Source organism: Actinoplanes sp. CA-131856 (assembly GCF_050956135.1).
Lineage (GTDB): Bacteria > Actinomycetota > Actinomycetes > Mycobacteriales > Micromonosporaceae > Actinoplanes.
In genome coordinates, this window is record NZ_CP191849.1 from 4,351,404 (window position 1) to 4,372,832 (window position 21,429).

The 21,429-nt window shown below is 70.7% G+C and carries 21 protein-coding genes; 12 read left to right on the forward strand and 9 right to left on the reverse strand.

The window, feature by feature from the left end:
• Positions 1–75 precede the first annotated feature (75 nt).
• Together ACQP2X_RS20055 and ACQP2X_RS20060 are read right to left on the reverse strand one after the other, a co-directional pair.
• Positions 76–1,095 carry a TolB family protein gene (locus ACQP2X_RS20055; RefSeq protein WP_498699113.1) on the reverse strand — a complete coding sequence of 340 codons (1,020 nt, stop codon included), beginning with the start codon at positions 1,093–1,095 and terminating at the stop codon, positions 76–78.
• Positions 1,092–2,318, reverse strand: a complete 1,227-nt coding sequence (locus tag ACQP2X_RS20060) for an MFS transporter (RefSeq protein ID WP_498699116.1) — start codon at positions 2,316–2,318, stop codon at positions 1,092–1,094. The genes ACQP2X_RS20055 and ACQP2X_RS20060 overlap by 4 nt, the downstream gene beginning before the upstream one ends.
• Before the next feature lie 192 nt (positions 2,319–2,510).
• Here ACQP2X_RS20060 and ACQP2X_RS20065 point away from each other — a divergent pair, with 192 nt between their 5' ends.
• The 7 genes from ACQP2X_RS20065 (at position 2,511) to wecB (ending at position 12,422) form a co-directional block, all read left to right on the forward strand.
• Positions 2,511–3,353 (forward strand): glycosyltransferase family 2 protein, encoded by an 843-nt coding sequence (locus ACQP2X_RS20065; RefSeq protein ID WP_498699119.1) that lies wholly within the window; start codon positions 2,511–2,513, stop codon positions 3,351–3,353.
• Positions 3,350–4,243, forward strand: a complete 894-nt coding sequence (locus tag ACQP2X_RS20070) for a glycosyltransferase (RefSeq protein WP_498699121.1) — start codon at positions 3,350–3,352, stop codon at positions 4,241–4,243. Before ACQP2X_RS20065 ends, ACQP2X_RS20070 begins: the two co-directional genes overlap by 4 nt.
• 77 nt (positions 4,244–4,320) lie before the next feature.
• Positions 4,321–7,746 carry an Ig-like domain-containing protein gene (locus tag ACQP2X_RS20075; protein WP_498699122.1) on the forward strand — a complete coding sequence of 1,142 codons (3,426 nt, stop codon included), beginning with the start codon at positions 4,321–4,323 and terminating at the stop codon, positions 7,744–7,746.
• Between the two features lie 303 nt (positions 7,747–8,049).
• Positions 8,050–9,234: a hypothetical protein gene (locus tag ACQP2X_RS20080; RefSeq protein WP_498699123.1), complete on the forward strand. Its 1,185-nt coding sequence runs from the start codon at positions 8,050–8,052 to the stop codon at positions 9,232–9,234.
• A complete protein-coding gene (locus ACQP2X_RS20085) occupies positions 9,231–10,022 on the forward strand; it encodes a WecB/TagA/CpsF family glycosyltransferase (protein ID WP_498699124.1) in 792 nt (263 codons plus the stop codon). Before ACQP2X_RS20080 ends, ACQP2X_RS20085 begins: the two co-directional genes overlap by 4 nt.
• 13 nt (positions 10,023–10,035) lie before the next feature.
• On the forward strand, positions 10,036–11,292 hold the full coding sequence (locus tag ACQP2X_RS20090) for a nucleotide sugar dehydrogenase (protein WP_498699125.1): 1,257 nt from the start codon (positions 10,036–10,038) through the stop codon (positions 11,290–11,292).
• Positions 11,292–12,422, forward strand: a complete 1,131-nt coding sequence (gene wecB, locus ACQP2X_RS20095) for a non-hydrolyzing UDP-N-acetylglucosamine 2-epimerase (protein ID WP_498699127.1) — start codon at positions 11,292–11,294, stop codon at positions 12,420–12,422. Before ACQP2X_RS20090 ends, wecB begins: the two co-directional genes overlap by 1 nt.
• A gap of 110 nt (positions 12,423–12,532) precedes the next feature.
• On the opposite strand, the gene ACQP2X_RS20100 is transcribed toward wecB, so the two are convergent.
• From ACQP2X_RS20100 to rfbA, 3 genes are all read right to left on the reverse strand, one after another.
• On the reverse strand, positions 12,533–14,011 hold the full coding sequence (locus tag ACQP2X_RS20100) for a sugar transferase (RefSeq protein ID WP_498699130.1): 1,479 nt from the start codon (positions 14,009–14,011) through the stop codon (positions 12,533–12,535).
• 305 nt (positions 14,012–14,316) lie between these two features.
• Positions 14,317–14,946, reverse strand: coding sequence for a dTDP-4-dehydrorhamnose 3,5-epimerase family protein (locus tag ACQP2X_RS20105; RefSeq protein ID WP_498699132.1), 630 nt, complete (start codon positions 14,944–14,946; stop codon positions 14,317–14,319).
• On the reverse strand, positions 14,943–15,818 hold the full coding sequence (gene rfbA, locus ACQP2X_RS20110; protein WP_498699134.1) for a glucose-1-phosphate thymidylyltransferase RfbA: 876 nt from the start codon (positions 15,816–15,818) through the stop codon (positions 14,943–14,945). The genes ACQP2X_RS20105 and rfbA overlap by 4 nt, the downstream gene beginning before the upstream one ends.
• A 46-nt stretch (positions 15,819–15,864) precedes the next feature.
• Between rfbA and rfbB the strand changes: the two genes are divergently transcribed.
• From rfbB to ACQP2X_RS20130, 4 genes are read left to right on the forward strand one after another with little or no spacing between them, the layout of a single operon-like run.
• Complete coding sequence (rfbB, locus tag ACQP2X_RS20115) at positions 15,865–16,827, forward strand: dTDP-glucose 4,6-dehydratase (RefSeq protein WP_498699136.1); 963 nt, start codon at positions 15,865–15,867, stop codon at positions 16,825–16,827.
• Complete coding sequence (rfbD, locus tag ACQP2X_RS20120; RefSeq protein ID WP_498699138.1) at positions 16,827–17,660, forward strand: dTDP-4-dehydrorhamnose reductase; 834 nt, start codon at positions 16,827–16,829, stop codon at positions 17,658–17,660. Before rfbB ends, rfbD begins: the two co-directional genes overlap by 1 nt.
• A 50-nt stretch (positions 17,661–17,710) precedes the next feature.
• Positions 17,711–18,178, forward strand: coding sequence for a GNAT family N-acetyltransferase (locus ACQP2X_RS20125; RefSeq protein WP_498700983.1), 468 nt, complete (start codon positions 17,711–17,713; stop codon positions 18,176–18,178).
• The gene (locus ACQP2X_RS20130; RefSeq protein WP_179855559.1) at positions 18,168–18,323 is read left to right on the forward strand and encodes a hypothetical protein; all 156 of its coding nucleotides are present in this window, start codon (positions 18,168–18,170) and stop codon (positions 18,321–18,323) included. The genes ACQP2X_RS20125 and ACQP2X_RS20130 overlap by 11 nt, the downstream gene beginning before the upstream one ends.
• A gap of 7 nt (positions 18,324–18,330) precedes the next feature.
• Here the strand turns inward: ACQP2X_RS20130 and ACQP2X_RS20135 are convergent, their stop codons facing one another.
• From ACQP2X_RS20135 to ACQP2X_RS20150, 4 genes are read right to left on the reverse strand one after another with little or no spacing between them, the layout of a single operon-like run.
• A complete protein-coding gene (locus tag ACQP2X_RS20135; protein ID WP_498699140.1) occupies positions 18,331–19,080 on the reverse strand; it encodes a class I SAM-dependent methyltransferase in 750 nt (249 codons plus the stop codon).
• Positions 19,077–19,559, reverse strand: coding sequence for a cupin domain-containing protein (locus ACQP2X_RS20140; RefSeq protein WP_498699141.1), 483 nt, complete (start codon positions 19,557–19,559; stop codon positions 19,077–19,079). Before ACQP2X_RS20140 ends, ACQP2X_RS20135 begins: the two co-directional genes overlap by 4 nt.
• Positions 19,560–19,589: 30 nt before the next feature.
• On the reverse strand, positions 19,590–20,207 hold the full coding sequence (locus ACQP2X_RS20145; protein ID WP_498699143.1) for a hypothetical protein: 618 nt from the start codon (positions 20,205–20,207) through the stop codon (positions 19,590–19,592).
• 52 nt (positions 20,208–20,259) lie between these two features.
• Complete coding sequence (locus ACQP2X_RS20150; RefSeq protein WP_498699144.1) at positions 20,260–20,817, reverse strand: phosphoesterase PA-phosphatase; 558 nt, start codon at positions 20,815–20,817, stop codon at positions 20,260–20,262.
• Between the two features lie 43 nt (positions 20,818–20,860).
• Here ACQP2X_RS20150 and ACQP2X_RS20155 point away from each other — a divergent pair, with 43 nt between their 5' ends.
• Complete coding sequence (locus ACQP2X_RS20155; protein ID WP_498699147.1) at positions 20,861–21,091, forward strand: hypothetical protein; 231 nt, start codon at positions 20,861–20,863, stop codon at positions 21,089–21,091.
• Positions 21,092–21,429: the final 338 nt, after the last annotated feature.

A 21,429-nucleotide genomic window follows, 5' to 3' on the forward strand; every position in this document is an offset into this window, starting at 1 on the left:
CCCTCATCGATGCGGTACGCGTCCTGCGGAACGATAGCCTCGGACGGTGATCAAATGGGGTACTCAATGTGTCACTCATCCGCGGATCACCGCCGGGGACCAGGCGTCCTGCACCAGTACGCGAGGCTTGCCCGATCCGTCCGCCGGCACGGCCCACACGTCGCTGGTGGCCGCGCCGCTGTCGGTGGTGCGCGGCAGGCCGTAGAGGACAGTGCTGTCGTCGAGCCACTCGGCCTGGTCGTCGACGCTGTGCGTCTCGGCCAGCACGGTCTCCTTGCCGGTCCGCAGGTCGTAGACGGCCAGCCGCCATTCGCCGTTCGGCAGGTCGCCGTGCTTCTTGAAGGCGATCCGGGTGCGGTCGGGGGAGAGCGAGGGGCATTCCACGTCCGTACGGATCGCATCGAGCCTCTGCCCGGAGAGGCTCCCCTTGACGAGCCACGTCTTTCCGCCCGAGGCGGCGGTCGCGTAGAAGGTGTCGTCGTCGGCGAACGTCACGCCCCACAAGTTGCGGTCGGCCGCCGTGATGCGCTTGCCGTCGACGTACAACTTGAAGGTCTCGAGGTCGGCTGAGCCCTTGCCGCCGATGCGGGTGACCAGCGTGCGGGTCGAGAACTGGCCGACGGTGGCGTAGGAGTCGCCGTAGACGAACGTGGTGGTGACGGCGAGCGCGCCGTCGCGGGAGAGCCTGACCCGGCTCGGCAGCCCGGTCAGCGGCAGGTCGCCGGTGGCCTTCCAGTCGTCGCCGAGGACCTGCGCCTTGTACGTGTTCGTGATGCCGCGCCGGGCCGACAGGCAGACCGTGCGGTCGGCGGCCGAGTAGGCCCGCTCGCAGGACACGTCGGTCAGCGCCCGCGGTCCGCCCGGATCGCTCAGCGGCACCACCGCCAACTTGCCGTAACCGTTGCCCAGCGCGGTGTTGCGGAACAGCAGATGCGGGCCGGCCATGGCCGTGGAGAGGTCGGAGACCGGCACGGCCGGGGCCGCCTCGGCCTCCGACGCCTGCTCGCGCTGGACCCGCAGCACATAGACGCCGGCGGCCACCAGCGACAGCACGACGATGGTGGCCAGCACGGCCACGCGGACGCGGGTGGTCACGAGCGCGCCTCGGAGGGTCGCAGGAGCAGCCAGGCGGCGGGCAGGGCGGCGGCCAGCAGACCGCCGACGATCAGCAGCGCGTTGCCGCGCCCGACGAGCACCCACAGGCTGCCGAAGGCGAGCGCGGAGACGAACCGGGAGAGCGCGACGACGGTCTGCGCGGCCGCGATGCCGCTGCCCCGCGTCTCCTCGCTGACCAGCCGGCTGACCAGCGCCGGCAGCACGCCGTCGGTGGCCGCGTAGTACGTGCCGAGCAGCAGCAGCACCAGCACCGTGGTGGCGATGCCGCCGAACTGGCCGCCGGCCGCGAAATAGGCCGCGAGCAGGGCCACGTGGCCACCGACGAAGACGCGGGCCCGGCCGACGCGGTCGGCCAGGCGGCCCAGCGGCAGCGCGAACGCCAGATAGGCGACGTTCGTGCCGACGTAGAGAAGCGGGAACAGACTGGCCGTCAGGTCGTCGCGCTGCTGGATGGAGAGGTAGAGGAAGCCGTCGCCGACCGTGAGCACGCCGAGGATGGCGGTGGCGATCAGCGGCTTGCGCAGGCCCTTGCCGGCCAGCTCGCGGAAGACCACGCGCAGCCCGGTGCGGGCCGTGGCGGCGTGGGTGCGCATGTTCGGCACGAACAGCAGCAGGACGGCCAGGCCGACGATCGCGAAGGCGAACGACACCACGAAGACCGAGTCGTAACTGCCCGGAACCATGGCGAGAAGGGCGAAAGCCACCAGGGGGCCGAGCACCGCGCCGATGGTGTCGAGCGTGCGGTGCACGCCGAAGGCCCGGCCGAGCTGGGCCGGGTCGCTCGAGGCGGCGATGAGCGCGTCGCGGGGCGCCGTGCGCAGGCCCTTGCCGAGCCGGTCGGCCGAGATGACCGAGACGATGGTGGCGAAGCCGTGCGCCGGGAGCAGGGCGATGCGGCTCAGGGCGGAGACGCCGTAGCCGAGCACGGCGATCCATTTGGGGTGGCCGTTGCGGTCGGCCGCGTAGCCGCCGCCGATCCGGACGACCGCGCTCACGCCCTGGTAGAGGCCGTCGACGAAGCCGTACGCCAGGTAGCCGAGGCCGACCTGGGTGGTCAGGTAGAGCGGCAGAACCGCGGCGACCATCTCCGAGGAGACGTCGGTGAACATGCTGACCACGCCGAGGAGCACCACGGTCGTCGCCACCCGTCCGGCGGTGCGGCCCGGCTGGGCTGCCGGCCGGTCGCGTACCGAGACGTACACGTATTGCCCTGCCTTTCCTGGTGTTACCTGATTGCTCCACCACCCTTTCGCATAACCCCCGGTGCGCGGCAGTCGGCCGTCCGGTCGAGGCTGAATATCCGACGGTCCGTCCACGGTGACCGTCCGGCGTGTCCTTGGGCGGGCATCCGACAGAGGGTGGTGCCGATCGGCGGCCACCGGAATACTGCCAGCGTGATCAGCGTGGTTGTCCCGGCGCACAACGAGGCGCCCGTCATCGGCCGGCTGTTGCGGTCGCTCGTGTCCGGCGCGCGGCCGGGCGAGATGCAGGTCGTGGTGGTGCCCAACGGGTGCACCGACGACACCGCGGCGGTGGCCGGTTCCTTCGGCCCGCCCGTCGAGGTGGTCGACCTCCGGCAGCCCGGCAAATACGCGGCGATGCGGGCCGGTGACGAGCGGGCCACCGGCAGTGAGGTCGTCTATCTCGACGCCGACGTGGAGATGGGCGCCGAGGACATCCGCCGGCTGGCCGAGGCCCTGCGCGAGCCGGGCGTGCTGGCGGTCGCGCCCGAGCGGGTCGTCCCAACCGGGAAGTCGTCGCTGCCGGTGCGGTGGTACTACGACGTCTGGCAGCAGCTCCCGGTGGTGCGCGAGGGCCTGTTCGGCCGGGGCGTCATCGCGGTGACCGGCGAGGCCCGCGAGCGGCTGCGGGCCGTGCCCGACGTGATGGGCGACGACCTGGCCGCCTCGGTCGCGTTCGCGCCGTCCGAGCGCCGCATCGTCGCCGGTTCCCGGGTGGTCGTGCACCCGCCGCGCACCCTGGGCGACCTGATCCGCCGGCGGGTCCGGTCGGTCACCGCGACCACGCAGCTCCAGCAGGCCCTGCCGGACGCCGTGGACGAGGCCCGCACCACCAAGGCCGACCTGATCGGGATCGTCCGGGCGAATCCCTTGGCCGCGCCCAAACTGGGTGTCTTCCTGGCCGTCACCCTCATCACCCGGCGCCGGGCCAAGCGGGCCGTGCGCGCGGGTGACTTCACGACCTGGCTCCGAGACGAAAGCAGCAGGACAGCATGAGAGTCGCCGTAGTCGTAGTCACCTACAACAGCGCCGCGGTGCTGCCCGGGCTGCTGCGCTCGCTGGACGAGGGCCTGAGCGGTCTCGACTGGGGCCTCTACGTGGCCGACAACAACTCGGCCGACGACAGCGTCTCCGTCGCCCGTGAGCTCGTCCCGAGTTGCCACATCGAGCAGACGGGACGCAACGCGGGTTATGCGGCCGCCTTCAACGCCGCGTTGCGCGTCGCCGATCCGTACGACGCCGTCCTGCTCCTCAATCCGGACGTGCGGCTGACGCCGGGTTCGGTGGCCAAGCTGGCGGCCCGCCTGGAGAAGAAGAACGTCGGCATCGCGGTGCCGCGCATCCTCGGCGAGGACGGCCACGTGGCGTTCTCGCTGCGCCGCGAGCCGACCGTGCGCCGCGCCCTGGGCGAGGCCGTGCTGGGCCAGCGGGCCGGCCGGTTCCCGGCGCTGGGCGAGACGGTGCTCGACCGCGAGGCGTACTTCACCGACGGCACGGCCGACTGGGCGACCGGCGCCGTGATGCTGATGTCGCGCGCCTGCCTCGAGGCGTGCGGGCCGTGGGAGGAGCGGTTCTTCCTCTATTCCGAGGAAACGGAATTCGCCCTGCGCGCCCGGGATCGTGGTTTCGTGACCGAGTTGGTGGCCGATGCCGAGGTTGTCCATATCGGAGGCGAGTCGCGGGTGTCGCCGGCTTTGTGGAGCCTGCTGACCGTCAACCGGGTCAGGCTCTACCGAATGCGGCATTCCGCGCCGGCGGCCGCGCTCTACTGGTCGGCCGTCTTCCTCCGCGAGGCGTCCCGAGCTGCGCTGGGTCACCAGCGGAGCCGCCGGGCCGTGACCGCGCTGGTCCGGCCGGCCACGCTACCCTTCCCACCTTCGCATTGAACAAGAAACAGCTGAGAAACGTCTGACTCTTAGCGTTCCGCACGTAATTTCTTTCACTCCTTTCTGGGGAGAAATGCGTGCACGGAACACTTAGGCGCGTTTTCGGTATCGCTCTGCCGGTTGTCGTCTCGCTCGTGGGCATCGCCGCCCCGGCCACGGCAACCACCACCAAGCCGGCCTCCCTGCCCGACCCGACGGCCCGCGGGCCGTACGGACACCAGGTCATCCAGGAGGCCAAGTTCGGCCTCGCCACCATTCAGGAGCCGAACTCCGACGGCGCGGCGCCCACGGCGGGAACGTCGCAGGCGCCCATGGACGTCGAGATCCGCGGCCAGCTCTACATGCCCGACTGGAAGAAGCGGACGCAGCCGTCGCCGCTGATCGTGCTGGTGCACGGCAACCACGGCTCCTGCGACTCCGGTCAGGACTCCACCACGGCGACGTGCGCGCAGTACAAGCACAACGAGAGCGGCTACGCCTATCTGGCCGAGAACCTGGCGACCTGGGGCTACACCACGTTCTCCATCTCGCAGGACCAGCTGATGATGCGGCAGGACAACGCCAAGGGCAAAGGCATGCACAACCGCCGCATGCTCCTGTCGGCCGCCCTCGACGCCATCACCGCCGCCAACAAGGCCAAGGGCCTGCCGGTCGACGAGCACACCACCGTCGGCAAAGCACTGGCCGGCCACCTCGACATGACCCGCATCGGCCTGATGGGCCACTCGCGCGGCGGCGACGCGGTCACCAACTTCCTCGACTACAACCGCATCCGCACGGACGGGCCGCGCTACCCGATCAACGGCGTCATCTCGCTCGCGCCGACCGATTACGAGCGCAAGGCGCCGTACGGCATGCCGTTCATGACGATCCTGCCGATGTGCGACGGCGACGTCTCCAACCTGATGGGCGCCCGGGAGTTCGAGCGCTCCCAGTACGTCAGCCCCGGCGATCCGTTCCCGCGGATCCAGGTGGAGCACCTCGGCGCCATCCACAACTGGTACAACTCGGTCTGGTACGCCGACGGCGGCGCCGACGGGCAGGCCAACAACGACGCCGCCTGCGGCAACTCGGCGCCGTTCGCGACGAACAACGTGCACCCGAACAACCTGCGGCTCAGCGGCGCGGCCTCCTACACCGACCCGGCGCTGAACTACGCGATCGACAACTCGGACCCGCTGAACCCGGCGAAGAACACGAAGATCTCGGGTGACCCACAGCGGATGGGCGACCAGGAGAAGCTCGGTCTGGCCACGATGGCCGCGTTCTTCCGGCGCTACATCGGTGGCGAGGGCGCGTTCGAGCCGTACATGACCGGCGAGCTCTCGAACACCTCGTCCAAGCTCCAGGTGCCCGCGAGCGCCTGCCCGACCAGCCCGTCGGGCACGGCCATCCCGTGCGAGGAGCGGGTCAACACGACCTACTTCGCCGGCGCCGGCGCCCGGGTCGACCTGATCCATCCCGAGGTGGAGAACCCGCTGACGCTGAACGCGCTGGGTGGCTCGCTGTCCGGGTCGGGCTTCGCCGATCCGTACGCCCAAGCGGCCGGAGTGCCCACCAAGCCGGCGGCGACCCCGCAGGGTTTCGACTGGTGCAACCCGGAGCCGCAGGACTTCGCGCCGGCCCAGCTCGGCAAGACCGGCCTGCCGGCGGCGGCCAAGCAGTGCCCGCTGCCCGCCGCGACCGCGCTCGGCGGACAGAACGGCACCCGGGAGAACGCGCCGGTCAACCACTCGTACGGCCGCCAGCTCACGCTGGCCTGGGAGCCGGGCTCGGCCGCCAAGCTGACCGCGCGGATCCCGGCCGCCGACCGGAACATGAAGGGTCTCGAGGCGCTCGCGCTCGACGCCGCTGTCAACTTCTTCGACACCCGCAACCCGGGCGCCGACAACCGTGGCGACAACACTCGTGACACGACGGTGAACGGCACCGCCGCCAGCCCGGTCTGGCCCAACGAGAAGCCCACCTCGTACGACCCCGCGTCGACCACGCAGAACTTCGTCATCGCGCTGAAGGACACCAACGGCCGTGAGGCCGTCGTCGCGGCCGGCGACCCGCGCTGGGGCAACGCGCTGCACATGTCGACCGGCACGAACACCCCGAACACGCACATCGTGCTCGACCAGATCCGGGTCCCGCTGACCGAGTTCGCCCGGCAGGGCGTCGACGTCGGCTCGCTGGCGTCGCTGGAGCTGCGCTTCGGCACCGGCGCCATGCCGAAGTCGGGCTCGATCCAGCTGGCCGACGTGCGCTTCCAGGAGAGCGCCTCCGGCGCTCAGATCCTCTCGGACGGTGTGAGCAAGGCGAACGGCGCCGGCTACGGGCGATACCACCTCGGTGGTACGACTCCAGCGGCGACCCTGGCCGCGTACGACAACTCGCCCGGCAACGTCGCCCTGAAGGACAGCGGCACGGTGTGGACCGTGGACGACGACCGTCAGCAGTGCCCGAACGCGCAGTTCACGTCGGTGCAGACGGCCGTCGACTTCGCCTCGCCGTGGGACACCATCGTTGTCTGCCAGGGCATTTACCAGGAGTCGTCGACCCCGGTCAACCACAACTCCAACCCGGTGCAGGCCGGTGCGAAGAACGGCCTGACCATCACCAAGCCGCTGAAGATCAAGGGCGCCGGCGCCGACAAGGTCGTCATCGAGCCCGACCAGTCGCTCACGACCCTGGCCGGTGACCAGCCGTACCTGCGCGACGGCGGCGGCAACGTCATCACGGTGTCGCGGCAGTCGCTCGGCTCGACCGACACCAATGAGATGTTCGTCGACATCTCGGGCGTCACGGTCACCTCGGGCAAGGTCGCGGCCGAGGCGGGCGTCGCCTACTTCGGAGCGGCCGGGCGCCTGTCCAACAGCGTCGTCAAGGCCGGCGGCTGGGGTGTCGTCAAAACTGGAGTAATCCAGGGCTCCGGCCCGGGCACTGTCGAAAGCGAGCTCACCGTGACCGGCAGCGTGGTCTCCGGCGGCATCCTGATCGACGGGGCGCGCGGCAAGGACGGCGCCCCGGAGAACACGGTCCGTAGCGGCATTCGCAACCACGGCTACGTGAGCCGTTCGGTCGTCACGGGTCCCGTGTCGTACACCTACGGCGCGGACGGCTACGTCAAGGACAGCCGGGTCAGCGGCGGCGTTCTGAAGACCGACGCGGGCGCCGTCGCGACGCCCAAGCCGAAGTCCCTGCCGAGCGGTGTGGGCCGGGTGGCCGACGCCCGTCCGGTGGCGTCGATCGTCGATCCGGGCAGCCGGTCGACGGTCAAGGTGGGCGAGGTGCTGCACCCGTTGGTGCGGGCCACCGACGACTTCGGCGTGCGATCGGTGACGCTGCTGGTCGACGGGGTCAAGGCGGGGACCACATCGGTTTCCCCGTACGAGTTCTCGTGGATCCCCTCGGCCCGGTACGCCGGCCGTAAGGTGACCCTTCTGGCCCTGGTCACCGACTCGTCCGGCAACGTCCGGGTGTCGGCGCCGTCAACGGTGACGGTCGCCCGGAGGTAGCCCCGCTGAACGAAGAGGGCCCGCCGTACGGCGGGCCCTCTTTCGCTGGCTCGGCCATCGGCCGAAGGTGTGATAGCGCGGCCCGAAACGTCGAATCCGCATTGACCATTCTGAAAGAGGCGTCTGCCGTACGGTCGGAGTAATCGGAAGGCTCCGCGCGAATCGCCCGTAACGGCGAGTCAGCAACCCGTCATACCTTCCGGCGGGTGGATCGTCCTCAGTAGCCTCAGCGTCGGCCACGCAAAAAACGTTGGCGGGCACCCTGTTCCAGCCCGCCGGTCGCCCTGCCTCCGGAAGGACGCCATGACGTCAGCACCAGCGAGATACGTCCACCTCGACGGCGAGACGATCGACCTGACCAACCGGCTTCTCGCGCTCGCGTCGCGCGGATTGCCCACGATGTACCGCACCGAAACGGACGAGTTCGCCTTCACCAGGGTATTTACGGCCGAAAATGGCTTGGTGAGTGCGCATTTGTCCGGAACGAGCCTGCGCTACGCCGCGATCGTGGCGCTCGGCGTCGCCTGGCTCCCGGCCGGCCAGGTGCCCGCGCTGCTCGGCGGCCACGACCTGGAGAAGTTCGTGGCGCTGCTCGTCGACCGGCAGGCGACGAGCACCAACCTGGGCGACATCGCGCTCGTCGCGTGGGCGGCCGCCCAGATCGGGCACCCGCGCCTTCCCGAGGCCCTGGAGCGGCTGCGGACGTTCGACCGGCGCACCGCGGCGGAGTACGTGGTCGAGGCCTCCTGGGTCGTCGCCGCGCTGGCCACCGCCCGCAAGCAGGCCGATGTGGAGGACCACCTGGCACAGGCCCGCCGGCGGCTGCTCGACAGCGTCCGGCCCGGCAGCCCGCTGTTCCCGCACGCGACCGGCCCCGGCCTCGTCAAGGCGTACCGCGACCACGTCGCCTGCTTCGCCGACCAGGTCTACCCGATCCAGGCGCTGGCCCGGCTGCACCACTCGGCCGACGGCGGCGACGCCGAGGCGCTGACGGCGGCCCGCACCACGGCCGACCAGATCTGCCGCCTCCAGGGCCCGGACGGCCAGTGGTGGTGGCACTACGACGCCCGCACCGGCGAGGTCGTCGAGGGATATCCGGTCTACACGGTCCACCAGCACGCGATGGGCCCCATGGCGCTGCTCGACCTGGCCGAGGCGGCCGGCGGCATCACCGACTACGACGAGCCGATCCGCAAGGGCCTGCTCTGGCTGCTCGGCCCCGCCGAGCTCGGCCCGGTCGACAACCCCATGTTGCTCGACGACGAGGGCCTCACCGTCCGGAAGGTCTTCCGTGGCGACCCGCGCAAAATCGTGCGCGCGGCCCACACGGTCACGACTCGGGCCCGCTCCGGCCTGAAGCTGCCGGTCATCGACCGCGTCTACAAGCCGCTCTCGCTCGACCGCGAGTGCCGGCCCTACGAGTTCGGCTGGCTCTACTTCGCCTGGCTCGCCTCGGTCGAGGTCCCGGCGGAAGGGATCGCGCGATGAGCACCACGACCGGCACCACCGCCGAGGGGCGCCGCGACCTGTTCGGCATGCCGCTGGACGCGCTGACCCTCGAGGAGACCGTCCAGCGCTGCCTCGACTCGGTCGGCAAGGGCGAGCTGCTCGAGGTCGGCGTCGTGAACGCGGCCAAGATCGTGAAGATGCGCGCCGACGCCGACCTGCGTGACGCGGTCACCGGCTGCGGCCTCATCGTGGCCGACGGCCAGTCGGTGGTCTGGGCCAGCAAGGTGCTGCGCCAGCCGCTGCCCGAGCGGGTGGCCGGCATCGACCTGTTCCAGCGGTTGATGTACATGGCGGAGCTGCGCGGCCACTCGGTCTACTTCCTCGGCGCCAAGCCCGAGGTGCTCGAGACCATGGTCGAGCGGATCCGCAAGCAGCACCCGAAATTGAAGATCGCCGGCTACCGCGACGGCTACTACGCCGCCGAGGAGTCGGAGGCGGTGGCCGACGGCATCAAGGCCAGCGGCGCCGATCTGCTCTTCCTCGGCATGACCTCGCCCAAGAAGGAGGTCTTCGTCGCCACCCACGGCGCCCGCACCGGGGCCAAGGTCGTGCACGGCGTCGGCGGCTCCTTCGACGTGCTGGCCGGCGTGGTCAAGCGCGCGCCGGCCGCCTGGCAGCGCGTGGGCTGCGAATGGCTCTACCGGGCACTGCAGGAGCCGCGCCGGCTCGGGCGCCGCTACCTGACCACCAACGTCGCCTTCGTCGGGCTCGTCGCCCGCGAGTGGGTGCGGACCGTCCGGCCCGCACCGGCCGCCGAGCGCAACTAAAGGGGAAAGCACCATGCGAGTTGTCATCGCCGGCCAGGGATACGTGGGGCTGCCGCTGGCCGTCCGCGCGGCCGAGGTCGGTCACGAGGTCGTCGGCTTCGACGTCGACACCGTCCGCGTCGGCCGTCTCGTCGAGGGGGAGTCGTACGTCGAGGACATCCCGGCCGAGCGGCTGCGCGCCGTCCTGTCGGGCGCTAACTACAAGCCCAGCACCGATCCGGCCGACTGCGCCGGCTTCGACATCGCGGTCATCACGGTGCCGACGCCGCTGCGCGACGGCGCGCCCGACCTGTCGTACGTCGAGGCCTGCTCCGAGATGCTCGGCGGCCACCTGCGCCCGGGCGCTCTGGTCGTGCTGGAGTCGACGACGTATCCGGGCACGACCGAGGAGGTCGTCCTGCCGATCCTGGAGAAGGCGTCCGGCCTGACCGCCGGCACCGACTTCCACCTCGGCTTCAGCCCCGAGCGCATCGACCCCGGCAACCCGACCTGGGGCCTGGTCAACACGCCGAAGGTCGTCTCCGGCCTCGACGAGGAGTCGCTCAAGCGGGTCAAGGCGTTCTACGACAGCGTCGTGGAGACCACCGTGACCGTCACCTCGATGCGCGAGGCCGAGCTGGCCAAGCTCATCGAGAACACGTTCCGCCACGTGAACATCGCGCTGGTCAACGAGATCGCGATGATCTCGCACGACCTCGGCATCGACGTGTGGCAGGCGATCGACGCCGCCGCGACCAAGCCGTTCGGGTTCATGAAGTTCACCCCCGGCCCCGGCGTCGGCGGTCACTGCCTGCCGATCGACCCGTCGTACCTGTCGTGGCGCGTGCAGCGGGCCCTGGGCCAGAGCTTCCGCTTCGTCGACCTGGCCAACGACATCAACAACCACATGCCCGACTACGTGGTGCGCCGGCTCATGGAGGCGCTCAACCGCCAGCAGCGCTCGGTCTCGGGCAGCCGGATCCTGCTGCTGGGCCTCGCCTACAAGAAGAACACCGGCGACGCCCGGGAGTCGCCCGCGGTCCGCGTGGTGCAGCTGCTGCGCCAGATGGGTGCGGAGGTCCGGGTGGCCGACCCGCACGTGGTCGAGGCGGTGCACGGCGCCGACGACCTCACCATGGTCACGGCCGACGCCGAGGAGATCCGCGCGGCCGACGCGGTGGTGCTGCTGGCCGACCACGACGAGTTCGACTACGACCTGATCGCCCGCGAGGCCACGTGCCTGCTCGACACCCGCCGGCGCGTCACCGGTGACACGGTCGAGGTGATCTGATGCCACGGATCATCTGCGTGGCCGGTGCCCGGCCCAACTTCATGAAGGTCAAGCCGGTGATGGACGCGCTCGAGGCGCGCGGCGCCGAGGTGGTGCTGGTGCACACGGGCCAGCACTACGACGCCGCGATGAACGACGTGTTCTTCACCGATCTGGGGCTGCGCAAGCCGGACCGCCACCTCGGCACCGGGTCGGGCAGCCACGCCGAGCAGACGGCCCGGGTGATGCTCGCCTTCGAGCCGCTGGTCGACGAGCTCGAGCCGGACGCGGTGGTGGTGGTCGGCGACGTCACCTCGACGCTGGCCTGCGCGCTGGTGGCGGCCAAGGCCGGCATCACCGTGGCCCACGTCGAGGCCGGCCTGCGCAGCCGCGACTGGAGCATGCCGGAGGAGGTCAACCGGCTGGCCACCGACCGGCTCAGCGACCTGCTGTTCGCCCCGTCGCCGGACGGGGTCGACAACCTGCGGGCCGAGGGCTACCACGAGGACCAGATCCACCTCGCGGGCAACGTCATGATCGACACGCTGCACGCGAACCTCGACCGGGCGCTCGGCTCCGACGCGCTGCACCGGCACGGGCTCACCCCGGGCGGCTACGCGCTGGCGACGCTGCACCGGCCGGCCAACGTGGACTCACCGGAGATCCTCGGCGCGCTGTTGGGCGCATTCGGCGAGGTCGCGAAGGAGCTTCCGGTGATCCTGCCGGTGCACCCGCGCACGGCCGCCCGCCTCGAGACGGCCGGCCTGCCCGAGGGCATCCGGCTGATCCCGCCGGCCGGATATCTCGACTTCATCGCGTTGCAGGCGTCGGCCCGGATGGTGCTGACCGACTCCGGCGGCATCCAGGAGGAGACCACCGCGCTCGGCGTGCCGTGCCTGACCACGCGCGACTCGACCGAGCGGCCGATCACGCTGACCGAGGGCACGAACATCCTCGTGGGGCGCGATCCGGAGCTCATCGTGGCCACGGCCCGCCGGGTCCTGGCCGATCCGCCGGCCAAGCGGGCTCCGGCCCTCTGGGACGGCCACGCCGGCGACCGCATCGCCGACGTGCTGCTCGCGCACCTGGCCGCGCCGGTCCGGCTGCGCCCGACCGACGCCCGGGACACGGCGGTCGGCACGCCCGCCTGACAGGCAAGGGAAACCGGCCCGGCCCCCTCGCGGGGACCGGGCCGGATTTCGTTGTGCCGCACGAAAAACCCCGGCGCCCTTGCGGGAGCCGGGGCCGGTGGCTTGGCGGGTCAGTAGGCGCCGGAGCTGCGGGCCACGGCGCTGACCGTGCGGGCCAGGATGGCCAGGTCCATGGAGAGCGACCAGTTCTCGACGTACGTCAGGTCGAGCCGGATCGACTCCTCCCAGGAGAGGTCGGAGCGGCCGGAGACCTGCCAGAGGCCGGTGAGGCCGGGCTTGACGGCCAGGCGCCGCAGCATGTCGGACGGATATCCCGCGACCTCGCGGGCCAGGGGCGGCCGGGGGCCGACCAGCGACATGTCGCCCTTGAGCACGTTGACCAGCTGGGGCAGCTCGTCGATGGAGAACCGGCGCAGCCAGCGGCCGATCGGCGTGATCCGCGGGTCCTTGCGCATCTTGAACAGCTCGCCGTCGGTGTCGTTGAGGTTGCGCAGCTCGATGAGGCGGGCCTCGGCGTTCACCACCATGGTGCGGAACTTGTAGAGGGTGAACAGCCGGCCGTCCTTGCCGACGCGCTCCTGGCGGAAGATGGCCGGACCGCGCCCGCGCGGGTCGAACGCCACCATCGCCGCCACCACGGCCAGCACGGGTGAGGCGAGCAGCAGCAGCACGAAGGCGCCCACCCGGTCGAAGGCGGCCTTGACGAGCCGGGCGCTGCCCTTGAGCCGCGGGTGCTCGACGTGCAGCATCGGCAGGCCGTCGACCGGGCGGATCGTCGTGCGGTCGCCCGCGACGTCGACCAGCGTGCTGGCCACGATGAGGTCGATGTCGTCGCGTTCGAGCTGCCAGGCGAGGCGCCGCAGGGCCGGGCCGTCGATCTCGGGGCAGGAGAGCACGACCACCGTGTCGGCGTCGGAGCGGGAGACCGCCGTGGCCACGCCGTCGAAGGTGCCGTAGACGGGCGGGAGACCGAGCACGAAGCCCCCACGGCTCGGGCCGGCGGGCAGGCAGGCACCGATGACGTCGAGGCCGTGGTGACGCTCTCGGCCCAGCCGGCGGGCCATGTCGGCCACCGCCCGCTCGTGGCCGACCAGGATGACCCGGTGCAGGTGCCGGCCGCGGGCCCAGGTGCGGTGCAGGAGCTGCCGCAGCGCGAATCGGCAGGCGAGGCCGACGGCCACCGCCAACGGCATCGCGATAATCACGTAACCGCGGGCCAAACGCAGGTCGAAGGCGAAGGAAACAATGGCGAGGACCGCGGTCAGCGCCAATCCCGAACGGAATACGCGAGCATACTCGTCGGTGCCGACGAACAGGTGCCGGGGCTCGTACGCGCGGTTGAGGGCGAGGCAGGCCAGCCAGGCAACAGGAATGAGAAATGTCAATAGGAAATAGCCGGTGGCGAACGGATCCCGGTTCGGCGTGCCGAAGCGCAGCAGCAGCGCCGAGTTGGCGGCCGCCAGCCCTACGGCGAAGTCGATGAGGTAGAGGGCCAGCACATACTTGTTCTGCCACCCGGCTCGGGCCCGCCCGGCCTGTGGACGGCCGTTGAGCTGCGGAACTCTGTCACTGAGGTCAAGGGTCGACACTGAATCGACTGTCTGCACTCCGTGCCTCCGTCATCGACTTTCTTCGATCAATGCCCTGAGCCCCGACGTATCGGACATGCCGGACACGCGGCGCTGCGGGTTACCCGCCGGACACACACGAGAAAGACTTTCGAACGGACGGCGTTCGCGCTACGCCTTTCCGTGTGAGTCCGATGACGGTTCGGATGAGGGTGCTGAAGAAACAGTCTCCAAAGTGGTCACATCGGACTATCTTCGGTTCTCGTCCTGCATGCCCGCACACCGTCGCCGAATTGCTTGCTGCATACCAACTGAAGGGCGCCGGGTCAATCGTCCGGCGGGGATGGATGAATGTCTTGAACCCGACGAAGGGTTGCGGTGAATTCACGGCACTCGTCGTAGCGCGGCAACAGCCCCGCGGCGCGCGCCTCGGCCAGCGTCGGCGCGGCCGCGTCCTTGGGTGAGAGCAGCGCCGCGCCGGCCGGCCAGTCGATGCCGAGCTCCTCGTCGAGCGGGTGGACGCCGTGCTCGTGGCCGGGCCGATAGGTGGCCGAGCACAGATAGGTGACCGTCGCGTCGTCGGTCAGCGCGCAGAAGGCGTGGCCCAGCCCCTCGGCGAGGTAGACGGCGCGGCGCTCGACGTCGTCGAGCGGCACGGCCTCCCAGGAGCCGAAGGTGGGCGAGCCGACCCGCAGGTCGACCACGACGTCAAGGATCGAGCCGGACACGCACGTCACGTATTTCGCCTGTCCCGGCGGCACATCGGCGAAGTGGACACCGCGCACGACGTCGCGCGCGGAGGTGGAGAGGTTGGCCTGCCGCAGATCGAGCGAATGGCCCACGGCCTCGGCCAGGCGGTCGAAGCGGTACCACTCGAGGAACGTGCCACGGTCGTCGCCGTGCTGCACGGGTGTGACCTCCCACGCGCCCTCGATGCTCAAGGGGCGGATCTTCACCGGGGACCTCCCATGTCCAGCAGGCGTTCAAGATACTGGCCGTAGCCGCTCTTGAGAAGCGGCTGGGCCAGCTCACGCAGCCGCTCGTCGCCGATGAAGCCCAGCCGCCACGCGGCCTCCTCGACGCAGCCGATTTTGAGGCCCTGCCGCTCCTCGATGACCCGCACGTATTCCGAGGCCTGCACCATCGACTGGAAGGTGCCCGTGTCGAGCCAGACGGTGCCCCGGTCGAGCACGGTGACGTCCAGCCGGCCCTGGCGCCGGTACTCCTCGTTCACGGCGGTGATCTCGAGCTCGCCGCGCGCGCTCGGCTCGAGCTTCTCGGCGATGCGCACGACGTCGGCATCGTAGAAGTAGAGGCCCGGGACGACGTACGTCGACTTGGGTTTGACCGGCTTCTCCTCGATCGAGAGGACCTTGCCCGTTTCGTCGAACTCGACGACGCCGTAGCGCTCGGGATCGGCCACCGGATAGGCGAACACGCGGCCGCCCTCGGGCTGGGCGAAGCGGGTGAGCTGCCGGCCCAGGCCGACGCCGTGGAAAATGTTGTCGCCCAGGATCAGCGCCACCGGGTCGTCGCCGATGAAGTCGGCCCCGATCCGGAACGCCTGCGCGATGCCCTCCGGGCGCGGCTGCACCGCGTACGTCAGGGCCAGGCCGAACTGCGACCCGTCGCCCAGCAGCCGCTGGAAGTGCGGCTGGTCCTCGGGCGTAGTGATGATCATGATCTCCCGGATCCCGGCCGACACCAGGGTGGTCAGCGGGTAGTAGATCATCGGTTTGTCGAAGATCGGCATGAGCTGCTTGGACATGGCCATGGTGATGGGCCAGAGACGTGAGCCGGTTCCCCCGGCGAGCAGAATTCCTCGCACCCGCGCAGGTTACGCAGAGTGCGGCGCGCGTCTACACTCGCCAGCCGTGCACATTTTCGTGACCGGGGGTGCCGGTTTCATCGGATCGGAGTACGTCCGCGCCATCCTTCAGGATGAATACGCCGACGTCACCGTGCTCGACCTCCTGTCCTATTCGGGCAATCGGGCCAATCTGCCGGTGTCGCATGAGCGACTCCGGTTCGTTCAGGGCGATATCGGCGACGCTGCGCTGCTTCGCGAACTTCTGCCGGGACACGACGCGATCGTCCATTTCGCGGCCGAGTCCCATGTGGACCGCTCGATCCAGAGCGCCACGCCGTTCGTCACCACCAACGTGCTGGGCACGCAGGTGCTGCTCGACGAGGCGCGCCGGGCCGGGGTCGGCCGGTTCCTGCACGTCTCGACCGACGAGGTGTACGGCTCGATCGACGAGGGCTCCTGGACCGAGACCTGGCCGCTCGCGCCCAATTCGCCGTACGCGGCCTCGAAGGCCGGCTCCGACCTGATGGCGCTGGCCGCCCACCGCACGCACGGCATGGACGTGGTGGTGACCCGCTGCTCGAACAACTACGGCCACTACCAGTTCCCGGAAAAGGTCATCCCGCTGTTCGTCACGAACCTGCTCGACGGCAAGCAGGTTCCCCTCTACGGCGACGGCGGCAACGTCCGGGACTGGCTGCACGTCTCCGACCACGTCCGGGGCATCCAGCTCGCGCTGACCAAGGGCCGCGCGGGCGAGGTCTACAACATCGGCGGCGGCACCGAGCTCTCCAACCGCGAGCTCACGGAGATGCTGCTCGCCGCCTGCGGCGCCGGTTGGGACATGGTCCGCCCGGTCGAGGACCGCAAGGGCCACGACCGCCGCTACTCGCTCGACATCACCAAGATCTCCGAGGAGCTGGGGTACGCCCCGGCGGTCACCCTGTCCGCCGGCCTGGCCGCGACGGTGGAGTGGTACCGGTCGAACCGCGAGTGGTGGGAGCCGCTCAAGGACCGGGCCGGCCTCTGATGCGCTGGCTCGTCACCGGCGCCGGCGGCATGCTCGGTCACGACCTGGTGGTTTCTTTACGGGAAGCCGGCCAGACGGACGTCGTCGCCGCGACGCGGGCTTCCCTTGACATCGCCGATGTGGCGGCCGTGCGCGAGGCGGTCGAGGGCGCCGATGTCGTGCTGAACGCGGCCGCCTGGACCGACGTCGACGGCGCCGAGGCGGACGAGGAGGCGGCCACCGCCGTCAACGGCCACGCGGTCGCCGTGCTGGCCGCGGCCGCCGGCAAGCGCCTCATCCACGTCTCCACCGACTACGTCTTCGACGGGACGGCCACCTCGCCCTATCGCGAGGACGCCATTCCGGCCCCGGTCAACGCGTACGGCCGGAGCAAGGCCGCGGGGGAGCGGGCCGTCCTGGCCGCCGGGGGCACGGTCGTGCGCACGGCCTGGCTCTACGGCCAACACGGCAACAACTTCGTCCGTACGATGCTGCGGCTGGCCCGCGAGCGCGACACCGTCGACGTGGTCGATGACCAGACCGGGCCGCCCACGTGGTCGTACGCCCTGGCCCGGCAGCTCGTCGCCCTGGGTTTGTCCCAGGCCGATCCGGGCATCTACCACGGCACGGCCGCCGGCTCCACCACCTGGTTCGGGCTGGCTCAGGCGGTCTTCGCCGAGGCCGGTCACGACCCCGGCCGCGTGCGGCCGACGACCAGCGACCGTTTCGTCCGCCCGGCCCGGCGCCCGTCCTACAGCGTCCTCGGCCACGACCGCTGGGCCGCGACCGGCGTGGCCCCGCTGCCGGACTGGCGCCCGATGCTCCAGGAGGCCATGCCGTCCCTGCTCCGCTGACCCCACCCCGCGTCGAGCTGCGCCCGCTGACCCGGGCCGACGCCGCGACGATCGCCTCGTGGTCGCTCGACCCGCGCTTCGTCGCGGGCGCCGACTGGACGCCCGGTCTCACCCTGGACGTGCACGTGGCGTTCCAGCTCCGCATCGTGACCGACCCGCCGGCCGACCTCATCCGGCTCGGCGCCGTCCACGACGGGGAGCTGGTCGGCTATGTCGACCTGCACGGCCACGAACCGCGCCGGCGCGAGCTGGGTTACGTCGTCGGCGACTCCACCCGGTGGGGCCGGGGTCTGGGCGGCCAGGCGGCGCGGGCCGGGCTGGCCTACGGTTTCGGCGTGCTCGGCCTGACCGAGATCTGGGCCGAGGCGCTCACCGGGAACATCGCCTCGGTCCGGATCCTGCAGAGCCTCGGCATGACCGAGATCGACCACGGTGCGCCCGGCCCGTACCGCCGCTTCACGATATCGGTGGGTTCCGGCGGGCGGCCCGGCTTGCCAGAATGCCGGTATGGACGATGAGGAACGGATCGGCAGGCGAGCCTTCTTCGGCCGGGTGCTGCTGGCGGCGGGCGGCGTCGCCACGGTGCTCACCCTCTCCGGCTGCCCGGGCGGCGACGGGGACGACGACGATGACGACGGCGGCGACGACGGGGACGACGACTGAGCGGCGGTCAGGCCCGGGCCGTGTAAAGCCACGCGTAACGGCGTAGCACGACGCGGTCGCGGGCCTCGAGGTCGGCGAGCAGCCGGGCCCGGAACTGGGCCCGGTGCTCGTCGCTGAGGTCGTCGAGAAACTTGCGGGTGCCGTGCGTACGGAACCACTCCCACAGGGTCTCGGCCCGGTCGACCGGGATCTCCACCCGCAGGTCGCTTTCCTCGACGGCGGTGAAACCGGCCGCGGCCAAGGACTGGAACTCGTCGAAGGGCGCGCCCATGCCCCCGCCGGGCGGCAGGTGCTGGGAGAACTCGGCGAACAGGGCGTTCGCCCCGTCGGCGAACGCGAAACCGTCGGGCACGCGACCCGGCGTCGTGAAAGCGAACAGCCCACCGGGCTTCAGGACGCGGCGCACCTCCCGTACGGCCGAATCGGGTTTTTCCAGAAGGTGCATGACGAGGCCGGCGGTGACCACGTCGAAGGTGGCGTCCGGAAAGGGCAGGTGTTCGGCGTCGACGACCGCGACGGCTACCTGCGGGGCCAGCAGCTCGGCCATGCGCGCAGCGGCGTCCGTCGCGGTCACCGTGAAACCCCGGTCGCGGGCGGGAAGCGCTATGGCGCCCCGGCCCGCGCCGATGTCCAGAAGGCGGCCGCCGCCGTTGGGAAGCCGGTCGGCGACGAGGCGGCCCAGCTCGGAGAAGAAAGGCAGCACCTCGTCGTAGCGGTCGGCCACACGGTCGAAGAGATCGATCACTGACTGGGTCACAGCCAGATGTTGTCATGCTCCAGATAGAAGGCGGCCTTCTCCTCCTCGCTCATCTCGGCGAGGTGGGCCAGGCCCTCGAAGTAGCCCTCGCGGGGCGCGCCCGGCGAGAAGTGCAGCAGCATCGAGACCGGTGCGCCCGACCGGTTCTTGAACGCGTGGATGCCGCCCGGCGGGACGTGCACGTAATCGCCCGGCTCGGCCTCGATCCAGCGCTCGCCGTTGTAGATGCTCATGACGCCGTTGAGGATGTAGAAGCTCTCGGCCAGGGAGTGGTGGAAATGCGGGTCGGGGCCGGTGACGCCCGGACCGCACTCCCAGCGGTAGAGGCCGAACAGCCCGTTGGTCGAGGCGCCCGTGGACAGATAGTGCACGCGGGTGCCGTTTGTCGGATAGACGAGCTCCGGGGCGGTGCCGTCCGGGCGGTAGGTCGCGCTGACCTCGCCCTTGTCCCCGTGATACAGCGGCGGAGGATACGTCATACGGTTGATTCTCTCTCCTCCGAGCGCTCTTCACCGGCCCTGGGGCGGCGGTTCCCTGTTGTCCTGCCGCGACAGCTGCCTCTGCATGAAGGCGACCCGCCGTGGATCGTCCGCGACGTTGCTGGCCCGGCGGTAGAAGTCGAGCACCGGCGAGTGCAGCAGCGCGACGCCCGCCGCGAGGACCGCGAGCTCGAGGATCAGCCCCGCGACGGCCGTGAGACCGGGCCACCAGGACGGCAGCAGGGCGTTGTACAGCGCCCGGTCGCTCCCGGGATCCGGGTTGCCCAGGCCCACCTGAAGCGAGGCCATGAGGACCGTGAACAGCAGGTACGCCAGGACGGCGGTAGCGGCCCAGGCGGCGACCTGGATCCACCGGTGGGGCCGCCGGACGCCGAGCGCGAGCGGGCCGGCGAGCACGATCACCAGCACGGCGATGCCGGTCGTCAGCCGCAGATAGCCGCGTACTTCGCCGAGGGGGTTCTCCGGGTGCTCGACCATGGCGGCATACACCTCGGAGGCGGGCCCGAAATGATCCCAGGCGATCGCCGTCGTGAGCAGCATCAGCGCGGCCAGGGCGGCCGATCCGGCGAACAGCGCCGAACTGATCCGCACCGCGCGCGGCGCCGGCCGCGAGATCACCTCGTTCACGGGCGGAGATGATAATCGATACCGGGCACGGTGGGCAGGGCGGCCGGGCGCGTCAGCGCAGTGCGGGGAAGACGATGCCGGCGATCAGCGCGCCGGTCAGCGTCCCGGCCATCACCTGGGCCGGGGTGTGCGCGGTGAGCCGCACCCGCGACCAGCCGATCAGGGGCAGCAGGAGGGCGCTGAGCAGGGCCCACGGCCCGTAGACGGCGACCAGCACGGCGACCGTGCCGGCGGCGACCCCGGCGTGGATGGACATCTTCCAGAACGCGGTGACCGCGCCGAAGACCAGCAACCCGGCCACGCCGGCGATCATCAGGGCGAGCAGCGAGCGCGGCGCCCCGAGCAGGATGAGCGCGGTCAGCCCGACCGCCACCGAGCCCACCCCGAACAACAGCGGGGCCCTCCGGTGGGCCCTCTCGGGGATGTGGTGGTCGGCCCAGTCGCCCCGGCGGACGCCACGGAAGACGTACGCCATGGGGATGCCCGCCGTGAAGACCGCGGCCGGCACACCCCACCACCGCCCGACCACCAGCAGGAGGGCGGTGACCAGAACCGCCGGGGCGAAGACTTCGGTGATGACGCGGGCCAGGGTGATTTGGTGCGATGTCACTCGCGAAACGATAGGTCCCCGGCCTTTCGGGTATGTCGGAACCATGACCAACCACACCGGATTCCTGCGCCGCCTTCCCCGCGAGCAGCCCGTCTGGCTGTACGTCATGGTCGGCCTGCTGCTCCTGCCCCCGATCGCCCTGCTGGCCGCCGACGGCAAGGACTACTCGTTCATCGCGGCCCTGCTGCTGTTCGTCCCGGCCGCGGTGGCCCTGGCCGGAGGCGTGTACGCCCAGCGCTGGATGGACCGCCACCCCCACCTCCCGCGGGACTAGCCGGATGCCACCACGCTCACGGCCACCCACCGTTCGGCCGGAGCGCCAGACGCCGATGAGTGCTGGGCCCCGGCCGCGATGACAGTGAGACGTTCCAAGTCCTTCCGGCCGGCTTTCGACCCGGCGGAAGCGCGCCAGCAGCGCCGCCTCGCGGAGGGCGATCCCTTCGGTATTTGCAGCGATTCCTGTCGGGTGATGCACTGCTCCGTGAGCCGCCTTCCTGTCCCTGGGCGGCTCGTTCGGCATGGCGACTGATGTCGTCGTGGAATGGTCACGGTGGGCGCCGTGCAGCCGTTTTCATTTTGTCCGGCGCCGGCGGCTTGGCGTGTGCCGATCGG